The 18,079-nt window shown below is 59.2% G+C and carries 19 protein-coding genes and 1 riboswitch; of the genes, 10 read left to right on the top strand and 9 right to left on the bottom strand.

Going from position 1 to position 18,079, the window contains the following annotated elements:
• The first annotated feature begins 605 nt into the window (after nt 1-605).
• Complete coding sequence (gene purH, locus QMZ29_RS11595) at nt 606-2,195, top strand: bifunctional phosphoribosylaminoimidazolecarboxamide formyltransferase/IMP cyclohydrolase (protein WP_089181545.1); 1,590 nt, start codon at nt 606-608, stop codon at nt 2,193-2,195.
• A gap of 48 nt (nt 2,196-2,243) precedes the next feature.
• Nucleotides 2,244-3,527, top strand: a complete 1,284-nt coding sequence (purD, locus tag QMZ29_RS11590) for a phosphoribosylamine--glycine ligase (RefSeq protein WP_015376331.1) — start codon at nt 2,244-2,246, stop codon at nt 3,525-3,527.
• A 49-nt stretch (nt 3,528-3,576) separates the two neighbouring features.
• On the opposite strand, the gene QMZ29_RS11585 is transcribed toward purD, so the two are convergent.
• The 6 genes from QMZ29_RS11585 to nudC all read right to left on the bottom strand — a co-directional run bounded on the left by QMZ29_RS11585 (nt 3,577) and on the right by nudC (nt 7,952).
• Nucleotides 3,577-4,248 carry a DUF1481 domain-containing protein gene (locus QMZ29_RS11585; protein WP_080271274.1) on the bottom strand — a complete coding sequence of 224 codons (672 nt, stop codon included), beginning with the start codon at nt 4,246-4,248 and terminating at the stop codon, nt 3,577-3,579.
• Between the two features lie 36 nt (nt 4,249-4,284).
• On the bottom strand, nt 4,285-4,557 hold the full coding sequence (gene hupA / locus QMZ29_RS11580; protein ID WP_004929874.1) for a nucleoid-associated protein HU-alpha: 273 nt from the start codon (nt 4,555-4,557) through the stop codon (nt 4,285-4,287).
• A gap of 189 nt (nt 4,558-4,746) precedes the next feature.
• Nucleotides 4,747-5,337, bottom strand: a complete 591-nt coding sequence (locus QMZ29_RS11575) for a YjaG family protein (RefSeq protein WP_025304951.1) — start codon at nt 5,335-5,337, stop codon at nt 4,747-4,749.
• A 48-nt stretch (nt 5,338-5,385) separates the two neighbouring features.
• Nucleotides 5,386-6,072, bottom strand: coding sequence for a deoxyribonuclease V (nfi, locus tag QMZ29_RS11570; protein ID WP_261427573.1), 687 nt, complete (start codon nt 6,070-6,072; stop codon nt 5,386-5,388).
• A 9-nt stretch (nt 6,073-6,081) separates the two neighbouring features.
• Nucleotides 6,082-7,146 carry a uroporphyrinogen decarboxylase gene (hemE, locus tag QMZ29_RS11565; RefSeq protein ID WP_261427574.1) on the bottom strand — a complete coding sequence of 355 codons (1,065 nt, stop codon included), beginning with the start codon at nt 7,144-7,146 and terminating at the stop codon, nt 6,082-6,084.
• A gap of 38 nt (nt 7,147-7,184) precedes the next feature.
• Nucleotides 7,185-7,952, bottom strand: a complete 768-nt coding sequence (gene nudC, locus QMZ29_RS11560; RefSeq protein ID WP_025304948.1) for an NAD(+) diphosphatase — start codon at nt 7,950-7,952, stop codon at nt 7,185-7,187.
• Nucleotides 7,953-8,053: 101 nt separating this feature from the next.
• On the opposite strand from nudC, the gene QMZ29_RS11555 reads away from it, so the two are divergent.
• The 8 genes from QMZ29_RS11555 to QMZ29_RS11520 all read left to right on the top strand — a co-directional run bounded on the left by QMZ29_RS11555 (nt 8,054) and on the right by QMZ29_RS11520 (nt 15,795).
• Entirely contained in the window at nt 8,054-8,557 is a 504-nt protein-coding gene (locus QMZ29_RS11555) for an Rsd/AlgQ family anti-sigma factor (RefSeq protein WP_016929420.1), read from the top strand.
• Nucleotides 8,558-8,596: 39 nt separating this feature from the next.
• Nucleotides 8,597-8,721: riboswitch (TPP riboswitch) on the top strand.
• A 114-nt stretch (nt 8,722-8,835) separates the two neighbouring features.
• Nucleotides 8,836-10,779: a phosphomethylpyrimidine synthase ThiC gene (gene thiC / locus QMZ29_RS11550; RefSeq protein WP_043143687.1), complete on the top strand. Its 1,944-nt coding sequence runs from the start codon at nt 8,836-8,838 to the stop codon at nt 10,777-10,779.
• Nucleotides 10,772-11,422, top strand: coding sequence for a thiamine phosphate synthase (gene thiE / locus QMZ29_RS11545; protein WP_049206077.1), 651 nt, complete (start codon nt 10,772-10,774; stop codon nt 11,420-11,422). Before thiC ends, thiE begins: the two co-directional genes overlap by 8 nt.
• Entirely contained in the window at nt 11,415-12,164 is a 750-nt protein-coding gene (locus tag QMZ29_RS11540; protein ID WP_004929883.1) for a HesA/MoeB/ThiF family protein, read from the top strand. The genes thiE and QMZ29_RS11540 overlap by 8 nt, the downstream gene beginning before the upstream one ends.
• The gene (gene thiS / locus QMZ29_RS11535) at nt 12,161-12,361 is read left to right on the top strand and encodes a sulfur carrier protein ThiS (protein WP_016929423.1); all 201 of its coding nucleotides are present in this window, start codon (nt 12,161-12,163) and stop codon (nt 12,359-12,361) included. The genes QMZ29_RS11540 and thiS overlap by 4 nt, the downstream gene beginning before the upstream one ends.
• 1 nt (nt 12,362) lies before the next feature.
• Complete coding sequence (locus QMZ29_RS11530; protein ID WP_261427575.1) at nt 12,363-13,142, top strand: thiazole synthase; 780 nt, start codon at nt 12,363-12,365, stop codon at nt 13,140-13,142.
• Nucleotides 13,142-14,275 carry a 2-iminoacetate synthase ThiH gene (gene thiH, locus QMZ29_RS11525; RefSeq protein WP_261427576.1) on the top strand — a complete coding sequence of 378 codons (1,134 nt, stop codon included), beginning with the start codon at nt 13,142-13,144 and terminating at the stop codon, nt 14,273-14,275. The genes QMZ29_RS11530 and thiH overlap by 1 nt, the downstream gene beginning before the upstream one ends.
• Before the next feature lie 740 nt (nt 14,276-15,015).
• Nucleotides 15,016-15,795, top strand: coding sequence for a helix-turn-helix domain-containing protein (locus QMZ29_RS11520; RefSeq protein WP_043143682.1), 780 nt, complete (start codon nt 15,016-15,018; stop codon nt 15,793-15,795).
• Here the strand turns inward: QMZ29_RS11520 and QMZ29_RS11515 are convergent.
• Genes QMZ29_RS11515 through QMZ29_RS11505 form a run of 3 tightly spaced genes read right to left on the bottom strand, consistent with a single transcriptional unit; the run spans nt 15,781 to nt 17,967 of the window.
• A complete protein-coding gene (locus QMZ29_RS11515; protein ID WP_147823577.1) occupies nt 15,781-17,055 on the bottom strand; it encodes a sensor histidine kinase in 1,275 nt (424 codons plus the stop codon). The genes QMZ29_RS11520 and QMZ29_RS11515 overlap by 15 nt on opposite strands.
• 1 nt (nt 17,056) lies before the next feature.
• A complete protein-coding gene (locus tag QMZ29_RS11510; protein ID WP_043143693.1) occupies nt 17,057-17,521 on the bottom strand; it encodes a putative pterin-binding protein in 465 nt (154 codons plus the stop codon).
• The gene (locus QMZ29_RS11505) at nt 17,521-17,967 is read right to left on the bottom strand and encodes a GNAT family N-acetyltransferase (RefSeq protein ID WP_025304940.1); all 447 of its coding nucleotides are present in this window, start codon (nt 17,965-17,967) and stop codon (nt 17,521-17,523) included. The genes QMZ29_RS11510 and QMZ29_RS11505 overlap by 1 nt, the downstream gene beginning before the upstream one ends.
• Nucleotides 17,968-18,079: the final 112 nt, after the last annotated feature.

Below are 18,079 nucleotides of genomic sequence, written 5' to 3'. Positions count from 1 at the left end.
GCTCAAAGATTTACTGCATGAATTTTACTTCAGTTAGTCACTCTTCAAGACTTGATATTTTTTTTGCATCCGAAGATGCTGGATATCGTCTTGTGGAGTGCCCACACAGATTGTCTGATAAATTGTTAAAGAGCAGTGAGTTAGGCGCTTTCGCTTGCTAACTCGAGGTGGCGTATATTACGCTTTCCTCTTTCAGAGTCAACCCTAATTTTCAGGATTTTTTCTCTGCGACCCCCGGATACTCTGTGAAGTTGTTCACATGTTCCGTGTCGATGGAGGCGCATTATAGGGAGTTCCTCGCAGGCCGCAACAGGTATTTTCAGCAAAAACGATCGTTCGCTGCATTCCACAGCAAAACCCCGCCTTATACCCACTTGCGCACAGTGTTATCCACAGATGTGATTTGCACGGAAAATTTACGAGCGCCACGCAAACGTTTTCGCTACAATTCCCCGCGACGAAACGATCCCCCTTTTTATGGGGGCGCTACCTGAATATGTGCCTGACCCTCCCTTATAAGGCAAAAAAACCTTCCTTATAGAGAGAACGAGGTGGACATTCACGTAACGCTCTTTAATTGCGACTCAAAGCCAAGGGATAAAACCATGCAACAACCTCGTCCAATCCGCCGGGCCCTGCTCAGCGTGTCTGACAAAGCCGGTATCGTTGAATTTGCCGAAGCGCTTTCCCAGCGCGGCGTTGAACTGCTCTCCACCGGCGGCACCGCCCGCCTGCTGGCAGACGCCGGTCTGCCCGTTACCGAAGTTTCCGACTACACCGGCTTCCCGGAGATGATGGACGGACGAGTTAAGACCCTGCACCCGAAAGTTCACGGCGGTATCCTCGGCCGCCGCGGCCAGGACGACGCGGTCATGAATCAGCATGACATCCAGCCTATCGACATGGTGGTCGTCAATCTGTACCCGTTCGCCCAAACCGTGGCGCGCCCAGATTGCTCGCTGGAAGACGCGGTCGAAAATATCGATATCGGCGGCCCGACCATGGTGCGCTCCGCCGCCAAGAACCATAAAGACGTCGCCATCGTCGTGAAGAGCAGCGACTACGCCGCCATCATTACCGAGATGGACAACAACGACGGCTCGCTGCGCTATGCCACCCGCTTCGATCTCGCCATCAAAGCCTTCGAACACACCGCCGCCTACGACAGCATGATCGCCAACTACTTCGGCGCGCTGGTGCCGGCGTACCACGGCGAGACCGAACAGCCGTCCGGCCGCTTCCCGCGAACCCTGAACCTCAACTACATCAAGAAGCAGGATATGCGTTACGGTGAGAACAGCCACCAGCAGGCCGCCTTCTATATAGAAGAAGAGGTAAAGGAAGCGTCCGTCGCGACCGCCGAGCAGCTGCAGGGCAAAGCGCTGTCCTATAACAACATCGCCGATACCGACGCCGCGCTGGAATGCGTGAAAGAGTTCGCCGAACCGGCCTGCGTGATCGTCAAACACGCCAACCCTTGCGGCGTGGCGATCGGTGACGACATCCTCGCCGCGTATGAGCGCGCTTACCAAACCGACCCGACTTCCGCCTTCGGCGGCATCATCGCCTTTAACCGCGAGCTGGACGCCGCCACCGCGCAGGCGATCATCAGCCGCCAGTTCGTGGAAGTGATCATCGCGCCAAACGTCACCCAGGAAGCGCGCTCCCTGCTGGCCGCCAAACAGAACGTGCGCGTGCTGGCCTGCGGCCAGTGGCAGCAACGCGTGGCGGGGCTGGACTTCAAGCGCGTCAACGGCGGGCTGCTGGTGCAGGATCGCGATCTCGGCATGGTGACCGCCGCCGATCTGCGCGTGGTATCCGAGCGCCAGCCGACCGAGCAGGAACTGCGTGACGCGCTGTTCTGCTGGAAAGTGGCCAAGTTCGTGAAATCCAACGCCATCGTTTATGCACGTGACAATATGACCATCGGCATAGGCGCCGGCCAGATGAGCCGCGTTTATTCCGCCAAGATCGCCGGCATCAAAGCGAGCGACGAAGGGCTGGAAGTGAAAGGATCCGCCATGGCCTCCGACGCCTTCTTCCCATTCCGTGACGGCATCGATGCCGCCGCGGCGGTCGGCATCACCTGCGTGATCCAGCCTGGCGGCTCAATCCGCGACGACGAAGTGATCGCCGCCGCCAATGAACACGGCATCGCGATGATCTTCACCGACATGCGTCACTTCCGCCATTAATTCCTTTTGCCGCGTGCGCTCCGGCGCACGCCATTCGTGGAGCCCCTGATGAACATTTTGATTATCGGCAACGGCGGGCGCGAGCACGCGCTGGCCTGGAAAGCCGCCCAGTCTCCGCTGGCGGACAAAGTCTACGTTGCGCCGGGCAACGCCGGCACCGCGCTGGAAGCCAATCTGGAGAACGTGGCGATCGCCGCCACAGATATCCCTGCCCTGGTCGCGTTCGCCCAGAGCCATGACATCGGTCTGACCATCGTCGGGCCGGAAGCGCCGCTGGTGATCGGCGTAGTCGACGCCTTCCAGGCCGCCGGTCTGAAAATCTTCGGCCCGTCGCAGGCCGCCGCGCAGCTCGAAGGCTCTAAAGCCTTCACCAAGGATTTCCTGGCGCGCCACCGCATCCCGACCGCCGAATATGAAAACTTTACCGAGGTGGAGCCGGCACTCGCCTATGTGCGCCGCAAAGGCGCACCGATCGTCATCAAAGCCGATGGCCTGGCCGCCGGTAAAGGCGTGATCGTCGCGATGACGCTGCAGGAGGCGGAAGAAGCCGTGCGTGACATGCTGGCCGGCAACGCCTTCGGCGACGCCGGTCATCGCATCGTAGTGGAAGAGTTCCTCGACGGCGAAGAAGCCAGCTTCATCGTGATGGTCGATGGCGAGAACGTGGTGCCGATGGCCACCAGCCAGGACCACAAACGCGTCGGCGACGGCGACACCGGCCCGAACACCGGCGGTATGGGCGCCTACTCTCCGGCGCCGGTCGTGACCGACGAAATCCACCAGCGCGCCATGGACCAGGTGATCTGGCCGACGGTGCGCGGCATGGCGGCGGAAGGCAATACCTACGTCGGCTTCCTGTATGCCGGCCTGATGATCTCCGCCGACGGCCAGCCGAAGGTGATCGAATTCAACTGCCGTTTTGGCGATCCGGAAACTCAGCCGATCATGCTGCGCCTGCGCTCCGATCTGGTGGAGCTGTGCCTGGCGGGTGCCGAAGGCCGCCTGAACGAGAAAAGTTCTGACTGGGACGAACGCCCTGCGCTCGGCGTGGTGCTGGCGGCCGGCGGTTATCCGGGTGATTATCGCAATGGCGAGGTGATCCAGGGGTTACCGCAGCAGGAAAGCGCCGACGGTAAGGTCTTCCACGCCGGTACGCGCCTGCAGGGCGATGACGTCGTCACCAGCGGCGGCCGCGTGCTGTGCGTGACGGCGCTGGGCGACACCGTGGCGCAAGCGCAGCAACGCGCTTATCAGCTGGCGGAAGGCATTCAGTGGCCGGGCAGCTTCTGCCGCAAAGATATCGGTTATCGCGCGATTGCGCGCGGCAAGTGATTTGACCTTATAAGGTCATGGCAAGAGGCTCCGCAGCGCGGGGCCTTTTTTATAGCTGGTCTTCTTTCGGTTCCCAGCTGCAGAAGTCGTCGTTCGCCACCAGCAACAGTTCACTGCCTTCCGGCGCTTCCAACCAGGCGACACTCACCGGCCGGCTGCTGCTGCGGGCGCGTTTTTCGATCCAGCCGATGGCGGTGGCATCCAACCCAGGTTTTAAGCGCTGGCCGTCGCAGGTTTGCACCTCGCCCTGCATCCAACGCCCCTGCAGTAATTTGACCTTGCCGGCGCGCAGCGCATTGCTGACCTCGAGGATACGTCGCGCCTGATATTGATACAGGGCGATTTCATCGCTGGTCAGCGGTTCGCGGCGTGTCGCCAGCTGGCGCTGCATAAAGCTCACCGTGCCGTCGTCGGCAAAGCGCAGTTGAATGGAGTCTCGATCGCCGTCGGCGTCGTTGCGTTTGATTTGGCGCAGCACGTCGCCCTGATAGGTATACAGCGTGGTGATGGTACCCGGCCCCCGGTAGGGACTATAGACGCTGACCAGCACCTGCGGGCGATGTTGCTCATCGTCTTTACGCCACAGGCGTATCACGCCCTGATCGGCCACAAAGCCGCTGGCGGTAAAGCTGGGAATATCGGAATGGAAACTGCAGGCGCTCAGACCGAGGGCGATGCCGGCGGCCATGAGCACCCGACGAGTAAACAAAAGGGGCGCCATCGCCCCTCTGTTTAATCTTTTCACCGAGGCGCGGTCTTATTTAACAGCGTCTTTCAGTGCTTTGCCAGAAACGAACGCAGGCACGTTGGCTGCTGCGATTTTGATTTCTTTGCCAGTCTGTGGGTTGCGGCCAGTGCGCTCGCTACGATGGTTTACTTTGAAAGTACCGAAGCCAACCAATTGTACTGCATCACCTTCTTTCAGAGACTCAGTAATAGCAGCCAGGGTGGATTCCAGAGCCAGTTTAGCTTGTGCTTTGGAAAGGTCAGCCTTGTCCGCGATTACATCAATCAGTTGAGTCTTGTTCATAAGTTATCCTTACAGTGTGTTTATCGTTTGCAAAGCATCGAGTGCGACGGATATGCCGATTGACAGCACTCTCCTGCATACACGCACCGATAGCCACTTTTTTTACGCCCCCCAAATGTAGACCAGACAGGGTGCGGATGTGAAGCCTTAAGGCATGACAAATCAGGCGTTAAATCACGTTTTGCTGCCTTATTGCGCTAAATTTATCCCGATGTTGCTGACACCGGCCTCTCGCAGGTCGGATCGCAGCCCCTTGATCAGGTCTATATCGCGCTCTTCACAGGCGTCCAACAGGCGGAAAATTTCCCATTGAATGTCCCATTCTTCCTCTACCGCAGGCAAACTGCCCAACTCTTCGTCGGTCATTTCCTTACCGGCTTGAGTCATTTCCAACATCGCCACGGTGCGAATCGATGTTTCGCTGATGGCGATGGCGTGCTCCAGCGTCTCCCCGCCGAGCCGCGAATGGATCAGTTCCCCTAATGCGATACAGGCATCAATTGCCGGGTAAACGCCGTAAAGATCGTAATCTTCCGCCGACGGAATCGCCTCTTCCAACTTCTCGAGCTGGCTGTCGAAGTTGACCTTGGCGTCCTTCACCACCAGCGTTTCCCACACCAAATCCAGAATGCGGCGATAAACCGCCGGATCGCCGAACTCGGTCTGTTTGCAGAACATCTGGTAATTCGGGTACATACGCTCGCACAAACTGGCCATAAAGGTCAAATGTTGCCAAGCCTCGTGCCGTTCCAGACGTAAATGAATCGGGTTACGTAGCATGCTTTACTCTCTTACGCGTTATCTGCGGCGCAGTGTACCCGAAATCGCTCATGGCGACACCTCCGGATGCTGCTGCAACCAACGCTGAAACGCCGGGCGCCGCGATGCGATGGCATCAGCCCAACGGGTCGGCTCCGGCAAACGGTAGCCCGCCATACAGCGCTGCACCCACGCCAGCGCGCTGTCGGCGCCCACGCAGTGACCGGTAGAGATGAACAGCGGGTTGCAGCGCGCCTTGCTGCGCCATACCCAGCCCAGCTGTTCACCCTTATCTTCCAACGGCGCCAGCGCACCGACGGCGGCCTCCAGCGGTGCGAATTTGCCGCACAGGCGCTTCTTGGCCACGCCGATAGTCGGCACATCGACCAGCAGGCCGAAATGGCTGGCGACGCCGAGACGCCGCGGATGCGAAATGCCATGTCCATCGACGAAGATCAACCCCGGCTTTTGCCGCAGCTGAGCCCAGGCGGCCAACAGCGCCGGGTATTCGCGAAACGACAGGAAACCCGGGATATAAGGCATGACGGTGGCGATACGCGCCACCTGATACTCCACCAGCTCCAGCGACGGATAGCGCAGGATGGCGATGGCGGCGCGCGTCACCGCCCCCTCCTGCTCGAAGCCCACGTCGGCACCGGCGATGAAGGCCGGCGGGTCGGCCGGCAGATCGTCGTAGCGAATGACTTCAGCCGCGCGCCGCAGCTGTTCGGCGCGCAGGGCCTGCATATCGGTCACATCAAATCCTTAACGGTGGTATTTCGCCGACTGCGCGTACACCGCCTCGACGAAGGCGCCGGCGTGCTCAGGCGGCACATCCTGATGGATGCCGTGGCCCAGGTTGAACACATGGCCGTTGCCGTGGCCGAAACCGGCCAGAATGGTCTCCACTTCTTCCGCGATGCGCGCCGGGGAAGCATAAAGCATCGACGGATCCATGTTGCCCTGCAGCGCCACTTTATCGCCCACGCGCCGACGCGCGTCGGCGATGTCGGTGGTCCAATCCAGCCCCAGCGCATCGCAGCCGGTGGCGGCCATCGCCTCCAGCCACTGCCCACCGCCTTTGGTGAACAGCGTCACCGGCACGCGGCGGCCGTCATTCTCACGCAGCAGGCCATCGACGATCTTGTGCATGTAGTGCAAAGAGAACTCGCGGTAATCGCGCCCGGTCAACACGCCGCCCCAGGTGTCGAACACCATCACCGACTGCGCGCCGGCTTTGATCTGGGCGTTGAGGTACAGGATCACGCTGTCCGCCAGCTTGTCCAGCAACAGGTGCAGCGTGGCCGGTTCGGCATACATCATCTTTTTCAGCTTGGTGAAGGCCTTGCTGCTGCCGCCTTCAACCATATAGGTAGCCAACGTCCACGGGCTGCCGGAGAAGCCGATCAGCGGCACTTCGCCCTTCAGCTCGCGGCGGATGGTACGCACCGCGTTCATCACATAGCCCAACTCCACTTCCGGATCGAACACCGGCAGTTTGTCGACGTCAGCACGGCAGGTGATGGGTGAGCTGAAACGCGGGCCTTCGCCGGCTTCAAAGTACAGGCCAAGCCCCATGGCGTCGGGAATGGTGAGAATGTCGGAGAACAGAATGGCGGCGTCCAGCGCATAGCGGCGCAGCGGCTGCAGCGTAACCTCACAGGCCAGCTCCGCGTTCTTGCACAGCGACATGAAATCACCGGCCTGGGCGCGGGTCGCCTTGTACTCCGGTAAATAACGACCGGCCTGGCGCATCATCCATACGGGGGTCACATCCACCGGCTGGCGCAACAGCGCGCGCAGGTAGCGATCGTTCTTCAACTCAGTCATTTATGGGGCTCCCTTAATAATCTGCCGGCCATTGTACATTATTCTGCCCGGCACAGCGCCACGGTGTCCTCAATCAACCGGCGCGCCACGGTGCCGGGCGGCGGCAACAGCGGCAGTTGGTCGTAGCGATACCAGCCGGCGTTGAGCAGCTCCTTGGGGTCGTGTCGAAGGTCACCCTGATGGTAATCGGCCATAAAGGCCATCATCAGCGAGTGCGGGAACGGCCAGGGTTGTGAGGTGACGTAACGCAGGTTCTTGATTTCGATATTGCTCTCTTCCATCACTTCGCGCGCTACCGCCTGTTCCAGCGTTTCGCCCACCTCGACGAAGCCGGCCAGCACCGTGTGGATGCCGCCGCGATGGCGCACGTGTTGCGCCAGCAGGATCTGATCGTCGCGCCGAATGGCGACGATCACGCAGGGCGCAATCTGCGGGTAGTACCGCTCTTTGCAGTGGCCGCACAGGCAGGCGCTTTCGGAGCGGCTGAGGTGCATCTCATGGCCGCAGTAGCCGCAATAGCGATGAGAGCGGTAGAAATCCGCCAACTGAACGCCGCGCCCGGCAAGCTGGAACAGACCGCGATCCTGATCCAACAGCTGACGCACCGATCCCATCTCCCGCGGCATCGCCTGGCGCACCAGCCAAACCGGCGCGCCCTCCCATTCACCGATGGTGCGCGCCATGTGGCCCTGCAGCCCGAGGGCGGCGGCCGTCCCCGACGGCAATTCACCGTTCGGTAACCAAAGTTTGCTTTCATGGCTGACAATCCACCAGCCGTTTTCATTGCCCGTTAATGCAAGTTCCATATCGTTGTTGCACAACCTCAGCTTCACTGGCACTCTACAAATCGGCTTTGTTACATTTTAATAACTTACCGGTTACTTTTGTTACTTACACGGAGTCAAACATGCTCAACCGTTTGGAAAGGCTGACTCAGCGCGTTGGCGGTAGTAATGAATTAGTTGATCAATGGCTTCAGGCCCGCAAACAGTTGCTGGTCGCCTACTGCACGCTGGTAGGCCTCAAACCGAATAAAGAAAAGCATACGCCGCTGAATGAAAAAGCGCTGGAGAACTTTTGCCACAACCTGGTGGATTATCTCTCCGCAGGGCATTTTCATATCTATGACAGAATTATCAAACAAGTGGAAGGCGCAGCCAGTCCGAAAATGTCGCTGGCGGTGAACATCTATCCCAAGCTGTGGGCCAATACTGAACAGATCATGGCGTTCCACGATCGCTATACCGAAGTGGATATCGATCAGGAGGTTTGTCTGGAATTCCACCAGGCCTTGTCGGATATCGGCGAAACGCTGGCGGCGCGCTTTGCGCTGGAAGATAAGCTGATCCAGTTGGAAGCAGAAGCCGCGCAGCAACCGCTGCCGGACCAGACGCTGGATCCGGCGCGTTAAAATTTTATAGTTTTTTTTCATATCCCTCCTATACTGGGGGGCATCTTGTCGGAGTGCCTAGCGCCTGATTTGTTCATCGAATCAGCCAGGCTGAGACCGTTAATTCGGGATCCGCGGAACCTGATCGGGTTAATACCCGCGAAGGGAACAAGAGTAATCTATCGCCACAGGCACGGCCTCCCCCTTGCGGGCGCCCTGCCTTATCGGCCACCATCATTACTCCCTCCGAGCTCCAGACAAGCAACTTTCCCAACCCAACACACTGGTAGGAACTTGCTATGTCTAACATTAATCCACCGCGCGCCCGTAAAGCGCAACGCGAAGCCGCCCAGCAGTTTATCGACACGCTGCAAGGCATGGCTTTCCCAAACTCACGCCGCATCTACCTGCAGGGCTCGCGCCGCGATATCCAGGTGCCGATGCGCGAAATTGAGCTCAGTCCGACCCTGGTCGGCGGCAGCAAAGATAGCCCGCAGTATGAACAGAACGAGGCGATCCCGGTATATGACACCGCGGGCCCCTACGGCGATCCGCAGGCCGAGCTCGATGTGCACGCCGGCCTGGCCAAGCTGCGCGCCGGCTGGATCGACGCGCGCGGCGATACTGCGACCCTGAGCGGCGCCAGTTCCGGCTTCACCCAACAGCGTCTGGCGGACGAGGGGCTGGATCACCTGCGCTTCGAACATCTGCCGCTGCCGCGCAAAGCGCTGCCGGGCAAGTGCGTGACCCAGCTGCACTATGCCCGCGCCGGCATCGTCACCCCGGAGATGGAGTTTATCGCCATCCGTGAAAACATGGGGCGCGAACGCATTCGCGGCGAGGTGCTACGCCACCAGCATCCGGGCCAGGGCTGGGGCGCCAACCTGCCGGACAACATCACGCCGGAGTTCGTGCGCCAGGAAGTGGCCGCCGGCCGCGCCATCATTCCTGCCAACATCAATCACCCGGAGGCGGAGCCGATGATCATCGGCCGCAATTTCCTGGTGAAGGTGAACGCCAATATCGGCAACTCGGCGGTCACGTCGTCGATCGAAGAAGAGGTGGAGAAGCTGGTGTGGGCCACCCGCTGGGGCGCAGACACCGTGATGGATCTCTCCACCGGCCGCTATATTCACGAAACCCGCGAGTGGATCCTGCGCAACAGCCCGGTGCCCATCGGCACCGTGCCTATCTACCAGGCGCTGGAGAAGGTCAACGGCGTGGCGGAAAACCTCACCTGGGCGATGTTCCGCGATACGCTGCTGGAACAGGCGGAACAAGGGGTCGATTACTTCACCATCCACGCCGGCGTGCTGCTGCGCTATGTGCCGATGACCGCCAAACGCCTGACCGGCATCGTGTCGCGCGGTGGCTCGATCATGGCCAAATGGTGCCTGTCGCACCATCAGGAAAACTTCCTCTATCAGCACTTCCGTGAAATCTGCGAGATCTGCGCCGCCTACGACGTTTCGCTGTCGCTCGGTGACGGCCTGCGCCCCGGCTCGATTCAGGACGCCAACGACGAAGCCCAGTTCGCCGAACTGCATACGCTGGGCGAGCTGACCAAAATCGCCTGGGAATACGACGTGCAGGTGATGATCGAAGGCCCGGGCCATGTGCCGATGCAGATGATCCGCCGCAATATGACCGAAGAGCTGGAACACTGCCACGAAGCGCCGTTCTACACCCTCGGCCCGCTGACCACCGATATCGCCCCGGGCTATGACCATTTCACCTCCGGCATCGGCGCGGCGATGATCGGCTGGTTCGGCTGCGCCATGCTGTGTTACGTCACGCCGAAAGAGCACCTCGGCCTGCCGAACAAAGAAGACGTCAAACAGGGCCTGATCACCTACAAGATCGCCGCCCACGCCGCCGATCTGGCCAAGGGCCATCCGGGCGCGCAGATCCGCGATAACGCCATGTCCAAGGCGCGTTTCGAATTTCGCTGGGAAGATCAGTTCAATCTGGCGCTCGATCCGGCCACCGCGCGCGCCTATCACGACGAAACCCTGCCGCAGGAATCCGGCAAGGTCGCCCACTTCTGCTCAATGTGCGGGCCGAAATTCTGCTCGATGAAGATTTCGCAGGAGGTACGCGACTACGCCGCCGCCCAGGAGGCCGCCAAGCCGATCGAGGTGCAGCTGACCGGCATGGAGAAAATGTCCGCCGAATTCCGTGCCCGCGGCAGCGAGCTGTATCACAGCGCCGGCACCCTGCAAGAGGAGACAAACAATGACTGATATCACGACCCCCTTCCCGGCAACGCCCCACAAGCTGGGACTCTACCCGGTCGTCGACAGCGTGGAATGGATCGCTCGCCTGCTGGAGGCCGGCGTCACCACGATCCAGCTGCGCATCAAGGATTTGCCTGACGAGCAGGTCGAAGAGGATATCGCCGCCGCCATCGCGCTGGGCCAGCGTTATCAGGCGCGCCTGTTCATCAACGACTACTGGCGGCTGGCGATCAAGCATGGCGCCTACGGCGTGCATCTGGGCCAGGAAGATCTCGATACCACCGATCTGGCTGCCATTCACCGCGCCGGGTTGCGGCTCGGCGTGTCCACCCATGACGACGCCGAACTGGCGCGCGCGCTGGCGGTGAAACCGTCCTACATCGCGCTGGGGCACATCTTCCCCACCCAAACCAAAGACATGCCTTCGGCGCCGCAGGGGCTGACGGAGTTGAAACGCCACATCGCCGGTTTGGCGGATTACCCGACGGTGGCGATCGGCGGGATCAGTATCGATCGCGTACCGGCAGTGCTGGCGTGCGGCGTCGGCAGCGTGGCGGTGGTCAGCGCCATCACCCAGGCGCCGGATTGGCGCGCGGCGACGGCCGAGCTGCTGCGGCTGATCGAAGGCGAGGGGTCGAGCGATGCTTAACGATCAGGAATTCCTGCGCTACAGCCGCCAGCTGCTGCTGGAGGACGTCGGCCCGGAAGGCCAAGAGAAACTCAAGCGCGCCACAGTGTTGATCGTCGGTTTGGGCGGGCTCGGTTCCCCGGCTTCGTTGTACCTGGCCGCCGCCGGCGTCGGCACGCTGCTGCTGGCCGACGACGACCAGCTGCACGTTACCAACCTGCAGCGGCAAATCCTCTACCGCAGCGCCGATACCGCCACCGGTAAGGCGGCGCTGGCGCAACGCCACCTGCAGGCGCTGAACCCGTTGGTGGAATCCATCCCGCTGGCGCAACGGCTACAGGGGCAAGCGCTGCGCGACGCGGTCGCCCGCGCCGATCTGGTGCTGGACTGCTGCGACAATATGGCGACCCGTCATGAGGTCAATGCCGCCTGCATCGCCGCCGCCAAGCCGCTGATCAGCGGCAGCGCGGTCGGTTTCAGCGGCCAGCTGCTGGTGCTCGAGCCGCCCTATGCACACGGCTGCTACGCCTGCCTGTATCCGGAGCAGGAAGAGCCGCAGCGCAACTGCCGCACCGCCGGGGTACTCGGCCCGGTGGTCGGCGTAATCGGCACCCTGCAAGCGCTGGAGGCCATCAAGATGCTGGCCGGCATGCCTTCCTCCCTCAGCGGGAAACTGCGGCTGTTCGACGGTAAGCAGCAGAGCTGGAGCACGCTGCAACTGAGCCAGGCCCGCGCCTGCCCGGTATGCGGAGGCGCGGCATGAAAATCCGGCTGAACGACCAACCGCTTGAGCTGGCGCAGCCGCTCAGCGTCGCCGCCCTGCTGACCCAGTTGGAACGCCACCAGCCGGGCACCGCGCTGGCGATCAACCAAACCATCATCCCACGCGCCGACTGGGCCGATCATCAGGTGCAGGACGGTGACGACATTTTGCTGTTTCAAGCGATCGCCGGAGGCTGACATGCTGAAAATCGCCGATACCACTTTTACCTCGCGCCTGTTCACCGGCACCGGCAAGTTCGCCACCCCGGCGTTGATGCTGGAGGCACTGGCGGCCTCCGGCTCACAGCTGGTGACCATGGCCATGAAGCGCGTCGATCTGCGCGGCGGCAACGACGCCATTTTGGCGCCGCTGCAGCAGTTGGGCGTCAGGCTGCTGCCCAACACCTCCGGCGCCAAAACCGCCGCCGAGGCGGTGTTCGCCGCCCGGCTGGCGCGTGAAGCGCTCGGCACCCACTGGGTGAAACTGGAGATCCATCCCGATGTGAAATACCTGCTGCCTGATCCGATAGAAACGCTGAAAGCGGCGGAAACGCTGGTGAAAGACGGTTTTGTGGTGCTGCCCTACTGCGGCGCCGATCCGGTGCTGTGCAAACGGCTGGAAGAGGTGGGCTGTGCGGCGGTGATGCCGCTTGGTGCGCCTATCGGCTCCAACCGCGGTCTGCGCACCCGTGACTTCCTCGAAATCATCATCGATCAAGCCAAGGTGCCGGTGGTGGTAGACGCCGGCATCGGCGCGCCAAGCCACGCGCTGGAGGCGATGGAGCTGGGTGCCGACGCGGTGCTGGTGAATACCGCCATTGCCGTGGCGCGCGATCCGGTGCAGATGGCGCGGGCGTTTCGCCTGGCGCTGGAGGCCGGCGAGCTGGCACGCAGCGCCGGATTAGGCTCCAGCCAGCGCGGCGCGGTCGCGTCCAGCCCGCTGACCGCTTTTCTCAGCCAGCCAGAGGAGGCGCAATGATGGCCGACGATTTCAGTAGCCGCTGGCAACAGCTGGACTGGGACGACATTACGCTGCGCATCAACGGCAAAACTACGCGCGACGTGGAGCACGCGTTGAACGCCGACAAGCTGACGCGCGACGACTTTATGGCGCTGATCTCCCCCGCGGCCGCGCCGTATCTGGAACCGCTGGCGCAGCGCGCACAGCAGCTGACCCGCCAGCGGTTCGGTAACGTCGTCGGCTTCTATGTGCCGCTGTATCTCTCTAACCTGTGCGCCAACGACTGCACCTACTGCGGCTTTTCGATGAGCAACCGCATCAAGCGCAAAACGCTGGATGCGGCGGAGATCGCACGCGAGTGCGAAGCCATCAAGACGCTGGGGTTCGAACATCTGTTGCTGGTCACCGGCGAACATCAGACCAAGGTTGGCATGGACTATTTCCGCCAGCACATCCCGGCGATCCGCCGACACTTCAGCTCGCTGATGATGGAAGTGCAGCCGCTGGCGCAGGAGGAATACGCCGAACTGAAAACGCTGGGCCTGGACGGCGTGCTGGTGTACCAGGAAACCTACCATCCGGCCACCTATCTGCAGCACCACCTGCGCGGCCAGAAGCAGGATTTCCATTGGCGCCTGGCCACGCCGGATCGCCTGGGGCGCGCCGGGATCGACAAGATCGGCCTCGGCGCATTGATCGGTCTGTCCAACAGTTGGCGCACCGACTGCTACCTGCTGGCGGAACATCTGTTCTACCTGCAGCAAACCTACTGGCAGAGCCGCTACTCGATCTCGTTCCCGCGCCTGCGCCCCTGCGCCGGTGGCATTGAACCGGCGTCGATCATGAGCGAGCCTCAACTGGTGCAGCTGATCTGCGCCTTCCGGCTGTTCGCGCCAGACGTTGAGCTGTCGCTGTCTACCCGGGAGTCGCCTTACTTCCGCGATCATATGATCCCGGTGGCGATCAACAGCGTCAGCGCCGGATCCAAGACGCAGCCCGGCGGCTATGCCGATGACGTACCGCCGGAGCTGGAACAGTTCGAACCGCACGACGACCGCACGCCGCAGCAGGTCGCCGAGGCCATCAGCCACGCCGGGCTGCAGCCGGTGTGGAAAGACTGGGACGGTTATCTGGGACGCGGCGCGCAATAAACAGCAACGTTTGCCGCCGTGTGAAGAAAACGCTGGAGCGGCCGCGCAATGCCGAACGGCAGCGCTGGCGCCGGCAAACGCGCCGACTATAGTGGCCTTGCCGACCGCCAAACCCGGCGTCGGCCGGGGCCGTCACCCTCTCGATGGCCCCGCCTTATCCCATCCCGGATCGCGCCGGAGATCCTCTTGCGCGACTCCGGCCCTCGTCCGCGGCAACGCGCATATGCCGTATCGCGGCCTGTAAGGGCGTACGGATAGGTTGTCTTGTCGGTTAATGGGCTGTCAGAAAGATGCGATATCTGCGTTCGGTATTCACTTAGGAGTGATATTCATAGGGCGCTATTACGGCAGAACAGTGAGGAACGAGGAAAAAAGAAGATACAGCGACGAAGAGAGGTTCGAATGGTCATCCCCGATGCAGCCAATAGCCCTGGTGTTGACCGCAGATCTTTTTTGCCGCCTGCTCCCTGCTTACGGACAAGAGCAGGCGGTTTATTTTGTGAGACTGGCACCCCCCCAGGACGCGAATCACACAGTATGTGCGCTAATTAACCACATAAACGATTAAATGTGAATGTCTTTTGAGTGTTTTTTTATTTAGTATCGAGTATGTTTTGAGTTTGCCAAAGGAAATCAAACTGATATCACCGCAACCACCGGGGCATCATCTATAATCCAGCACGGGTTCTCGCGCAGGTTTTTCAGCGCTCGCGGTCAACATCAAAAAAGCCAAGGTTGTCATGAAGAAAACGCCAAATTATATCGATGCAATCAGCGCGTTGCTCACTCTGAAAGGAGTTGGCGACAGAAAACATGCCTCCACGATGGCCAACATACTGAACCTTCAGTACAACAGCGCCAAACAAAAACTGGATGGCAAAAGGGGCATCACCCTCGATGAAATCAAAAAGGTTTTTCAGTATTTCAACGAACCGTTTGCCGGCCAAAGGACGCATAACGGCGTCTTTATCATGAACAGCATTCACAAGCGCTGCAACATTGAGGTCGACGAGCGCCCGGCCACGCAAGCAGACAGCGACGAAACCTACGCCTACAAAAAAGACGATCTTTTCATCATCAACACCAACCGGGAACATGCCGCCGATGCCCCACTGTACAAAGTCAACAAGATAGACTTTCTGCCGGCTCCGCGTATCGCGATCCTGGACAATGACAGTGATATTCTCGAATTGTTGAAGAAGATCGCCTGCCGCTACGGCATCGAGACCGAGACCTTTCAAACGGCGGACGCCATGCTGGCCGCGCTGGAGCACCAGTCTTTTGAGGCGTTTATTTTGGACTGGCTGTTGGACTTCGGCGAGACTTCCGAACGCGTCGTGAAGAAAATAAAGGACACCCTCGATCCGCATGCCCGCATCATCATTTTGACCGGCCAGCTGAATCACTACGAGAAAAACATCGGCGATATGATCCTGCACTATGACGTGCATCTGGTGGAAAAACCGACCAAACCGCTGATTATCTCTTCGCTGCTGCTGTCGAACTTATTCTTTAATTAGTTTGACCGGGATGCGGATCAAAAACGACGAGCCAACCCCTTCGACGGATTTGACCTTGATGGCGCCTTTCATCGTCGTGACGTAATTTTTGATAATGGTCAGCCCCAGCCCCAATCCCTGTCGCGTTTCCCTTTCCACCCCCTGATTGAACGCCTTATATAATCGTTCCAGATTATCGACGTTAAACCCGATGCCGGTGTCTTTTACCCATAAATACAGATTGCCGTGGCACACCTTCACATTGAGGATAATCGCACCGTGGTGAGTAAATTTGTCCGCGTTGCTGAGCAGATTGGCCAATATTCGGTAGAGCTTATATTTGTCGGAGCAAATCAAACCAACATAGGATGAACGACGCACCACGATGCGATTACCGCGCCCGGCGCTGATACTGGTCATGGCATCGTCCACCACCTCATTCAGACGGAAGGTGGATATATTCACTTTGACCTCCCCCATCTCTAGCCGCGAATAATCCATCACCTCGCGCGTTTGTTCGGTGATCTTATTGCCGTGATAGGAGATCAGGCGAGCTTCTTTTTTCAACTCTTCCTGCGCCAGCTCGTGCTCCATGATATCCGCAGCAATGACGATGGCCTGAGTCGAGCCGGCGATCTCGTGGTAGATGGAAGAGATAAAGATGTTCTTATTCTTGATGATCTCTTTTAACGAGAAGGCATTTCTCAGCACCAGGAACATCATCAGGAACACCAAAATCAGCGAAAAGAGGGCAAACATCTCGGCTTTACTCGAGTTGTCCTGGATGATGCCTTTCACTTCGGTAAAGTTTTTAATCTGTATCCGATAAATAATTTCCTGGATATCGACCAGCGTGCCCTCGATATCATCCATATAAGAGAGAATATCCGTCTTGTTTTTCTGCCCCACCAGCAAGCCGGTGGAGAGATCGTCCAACGTGCGGTACTGCTGCTTCAGCAGCGCAACATTCTTGATGAACTCGTCGTCGTAATAAAAAGAGTCGCTGAAGGTCGAACGGCTCTCCAGGATCTGAATCTTCGAGTAAAAGATTTTCTTCTTGATCAGGAAAGCATCGTAGTCGTTATTTTCACTGAGCAGCAGCGCGGTTTTGGTCCTTTCAAACGCCAGAAAGAGGATCTCGGCCACCGAGTAGTTGTCCAGATTGGGCTCGATCTGCTTATAGCGTTCTTTTACGCCACCGAAGTTAATAGCAATCAACAAAATCAATAAAGAGAAGATGGCAACCAACGCGATAAGAGTACCGATCAGTTTTTTGCTCATCTTATTTCATCTCCAACCGTTTAACTTGCCAGACGGTTTTCGCGTTCACATCCAGGTTATTCAGCTCAGCGTAGCCATCGCGCGGATAAATAATGGCGAATGGCCCCAACTCCCCCACGTCGATCGGCTTACCGCCGCGCAGATAGGCGACAATCACGCGGTATTTAATCATCTCGTCAATCGGCATCGAGTAGGAGTAATCGTCCCAGGCGAAAGCGCGCACCGACTGGCCTTTCAGATGATAGGCTTTCACCAGCTCGGCAAACTCAACGCCGGTAAACGTATCTTCCGGGGTGAAATTGGTCGAGGTTTTAATCGTGTGCGGCGGCATCGCCTCCAGCATCTGCCGGGTGATTTTGATCTTCTCGCCGTCGAGCGGTTTCAGATAAAAATAGTCAACGGCCGCATACAGCGGCGCGCTAAACAGCGAAAGCAGCAGTAACGTCATCAATCCTTTGATTTTCATCATTCACCCTCTTTGCGTTTCACCAATTCGGCCTGGCCAAATTCATCCTGCCCGACCACGACCCAGCCGTGACGTTGATAAAAGCCTTCGGCCTTGGAGCCGAGATCGGTGGTTAAGTGGATCGCTTCGGCGCCGTGCTCAAACATCCAGTGAGTGACCCGTGCCAGTAAGGCAGAGCCGATCCCCTTAGACTGGTATTCCGGCTTCACGAACAGGCCGCCGATCAGCGGTTCAGGGATGAATAACCCGAAGCCAACGCCGGCATAGTCGTCGCCATACTTGCAGATCCAACCGCCGCCCTGGTTGATGTCCTCCAGCGCCTGTTTGCGCTGCAGATACTGGACCTGATGCGGATGCAGCAGGTTTTCTTCAACGGAAAAGCGGATCTCATACAGGTATGGCAGGTGTTGCGCCGTCAATTTTTCGAAGGTAATGAGGCTGTCCATGTTTCGCACTGTCCTTAATTGTCAGATAAAAAGCGCCGGTCAATTTCTGCTGGAACCATAGTAGCAAAGTTTGTCTTAACCCGGCACGAGGCGAAAAAAAACCGCCCCCGAA

The sequence above is a fragment of the Serratia sp. PF-27 genome (assembly GCF_030053255.1).
GTDB lineage: Bacteria > Pseudomonadota > Gammaproteobacteria > Enterobacterales > Enterobacteriaceae > Serratia > Serratia bockelmannii.
Note: the sequence above shows the minus strand (reverse complement) of the source record. Positions and strands in the feature narration are given on the sequence as shown.

Coding starts and splice junctions, on each gene's coding strand:
- purH (WP_089181545.1), top strand. CDS start 606: ATGCAACAACCTCGTCCAATCCGCCGGGCCCTGCTCAGCGTGTCTGAC.
- purD (WP_015376331.1), top strand. CDS start 2,244: ATGAACATTTTGATTATCGGCAACGGCGGGCGCGAGCACGCGCTGGCC.
- QMZ29_RS11585 (WP_080271274.1), bottom strand. CDS start 4,248: ATGGCGCCCCTTTTGTTTACTCGTCGGGTGCTCATGGCCGCCGGCATC.
- hupA (WP_004929874.1), bottom strand. CDS start 4,557: ATGAACAAGACTCAACTGATTGATGTAATCGCGGACAAGGCTGACCTT.
- QMZ29_RS11575 (WP_025304951.1), bottom strand. CDS start 5,337: ATGCTACGTAACCCGATTCATTTACGTCTGGAACGGCACGAGGCTTGG.
- hemE (WP_261427574.1), bottom strand. CDS start 7,146: ATGACTGAGTTGAAGAACGATCGCTACCTGCGCGCGCTGTTGCGCCAG.
- nudC (WP_025304948.1), bottom strand. CDS start 7,952: ATGGAACTTGCATTAACGGGCAATGAAAACGGCTGGTGGATTGTCAGC.
- QMZ29_RS11555 (WP_016929420.1), top strand. CDS start 8,054: ATGCTCAACCGTTTGGAAAGGCTGACTCAGCGCGTTGGCGGTAGTAAT.
- thiC (WP_043143687.1), top strand. CDS start 8,836: ATGTCTAACATTAATCCACCGCGCGCCCGTAAAGCGCAACGCGAAGCC.
- thiE (WP_049206077.1), top strand. CDS start 10,772: ATGACTGATATCACGACCCCCTTCCCGGCAACGCCCCACAAGCTGGGA.
- QMZ29_RS11540 (WP_004929883.1), top strand. CDS start 11,415: ATGCTTAACGATCAGGAATTCCTGCGCTACAGCCGCCAGCTGCTGCTG.
- thiS (WP_016929423.1), top strand. CDS start 12,161: ATGAAAATCCGGCTGAACGACCAACCGCTTGAGCTGGCGCAGCCGCTC.
- QMZ29_RS11530 (WP_261427575.1), top strand. CDS start 12,363: ATGCTGAAAATCGCCGATACCACTTTTACCTCGCGCCTGTTCACCGGC.
- thiH (WP_261427576.1), top strand. CDS start 13,142: ATGGCCGACGATTTCAGTAGCCGCTGGCAACAGCTGGACTGGGACGAC.
- QMZ29_RS11520 (WP_043143682.1), top strand. CDS start 15,016: ATGAAGAAAACGCCAAATTATATCGATGCAATCAGCGCGTTGCTCACT.
- QMZ29_RS11515 (WP_147823577.1), bottom strand. CDS start 17,055: ATGAGCAAAAAACTGATCGGTACTCTTATCGCGTTGGTTGCCATCTTC.
- QMZ29_RS11510 (WP_043143693.1), bottom strand. CDS start 17,521: ATGAAAATCAAAGGATTGATGACGTTACTGCTGCTTTCGCTGTTTAGC.
- QMZ29_RS11505 (WP_025304940.1), bottom strand. CDS start 17,967: ATGGACAGCCTCATTACCTTCGAAAAATTGACGGCGCAACACCTGCCA.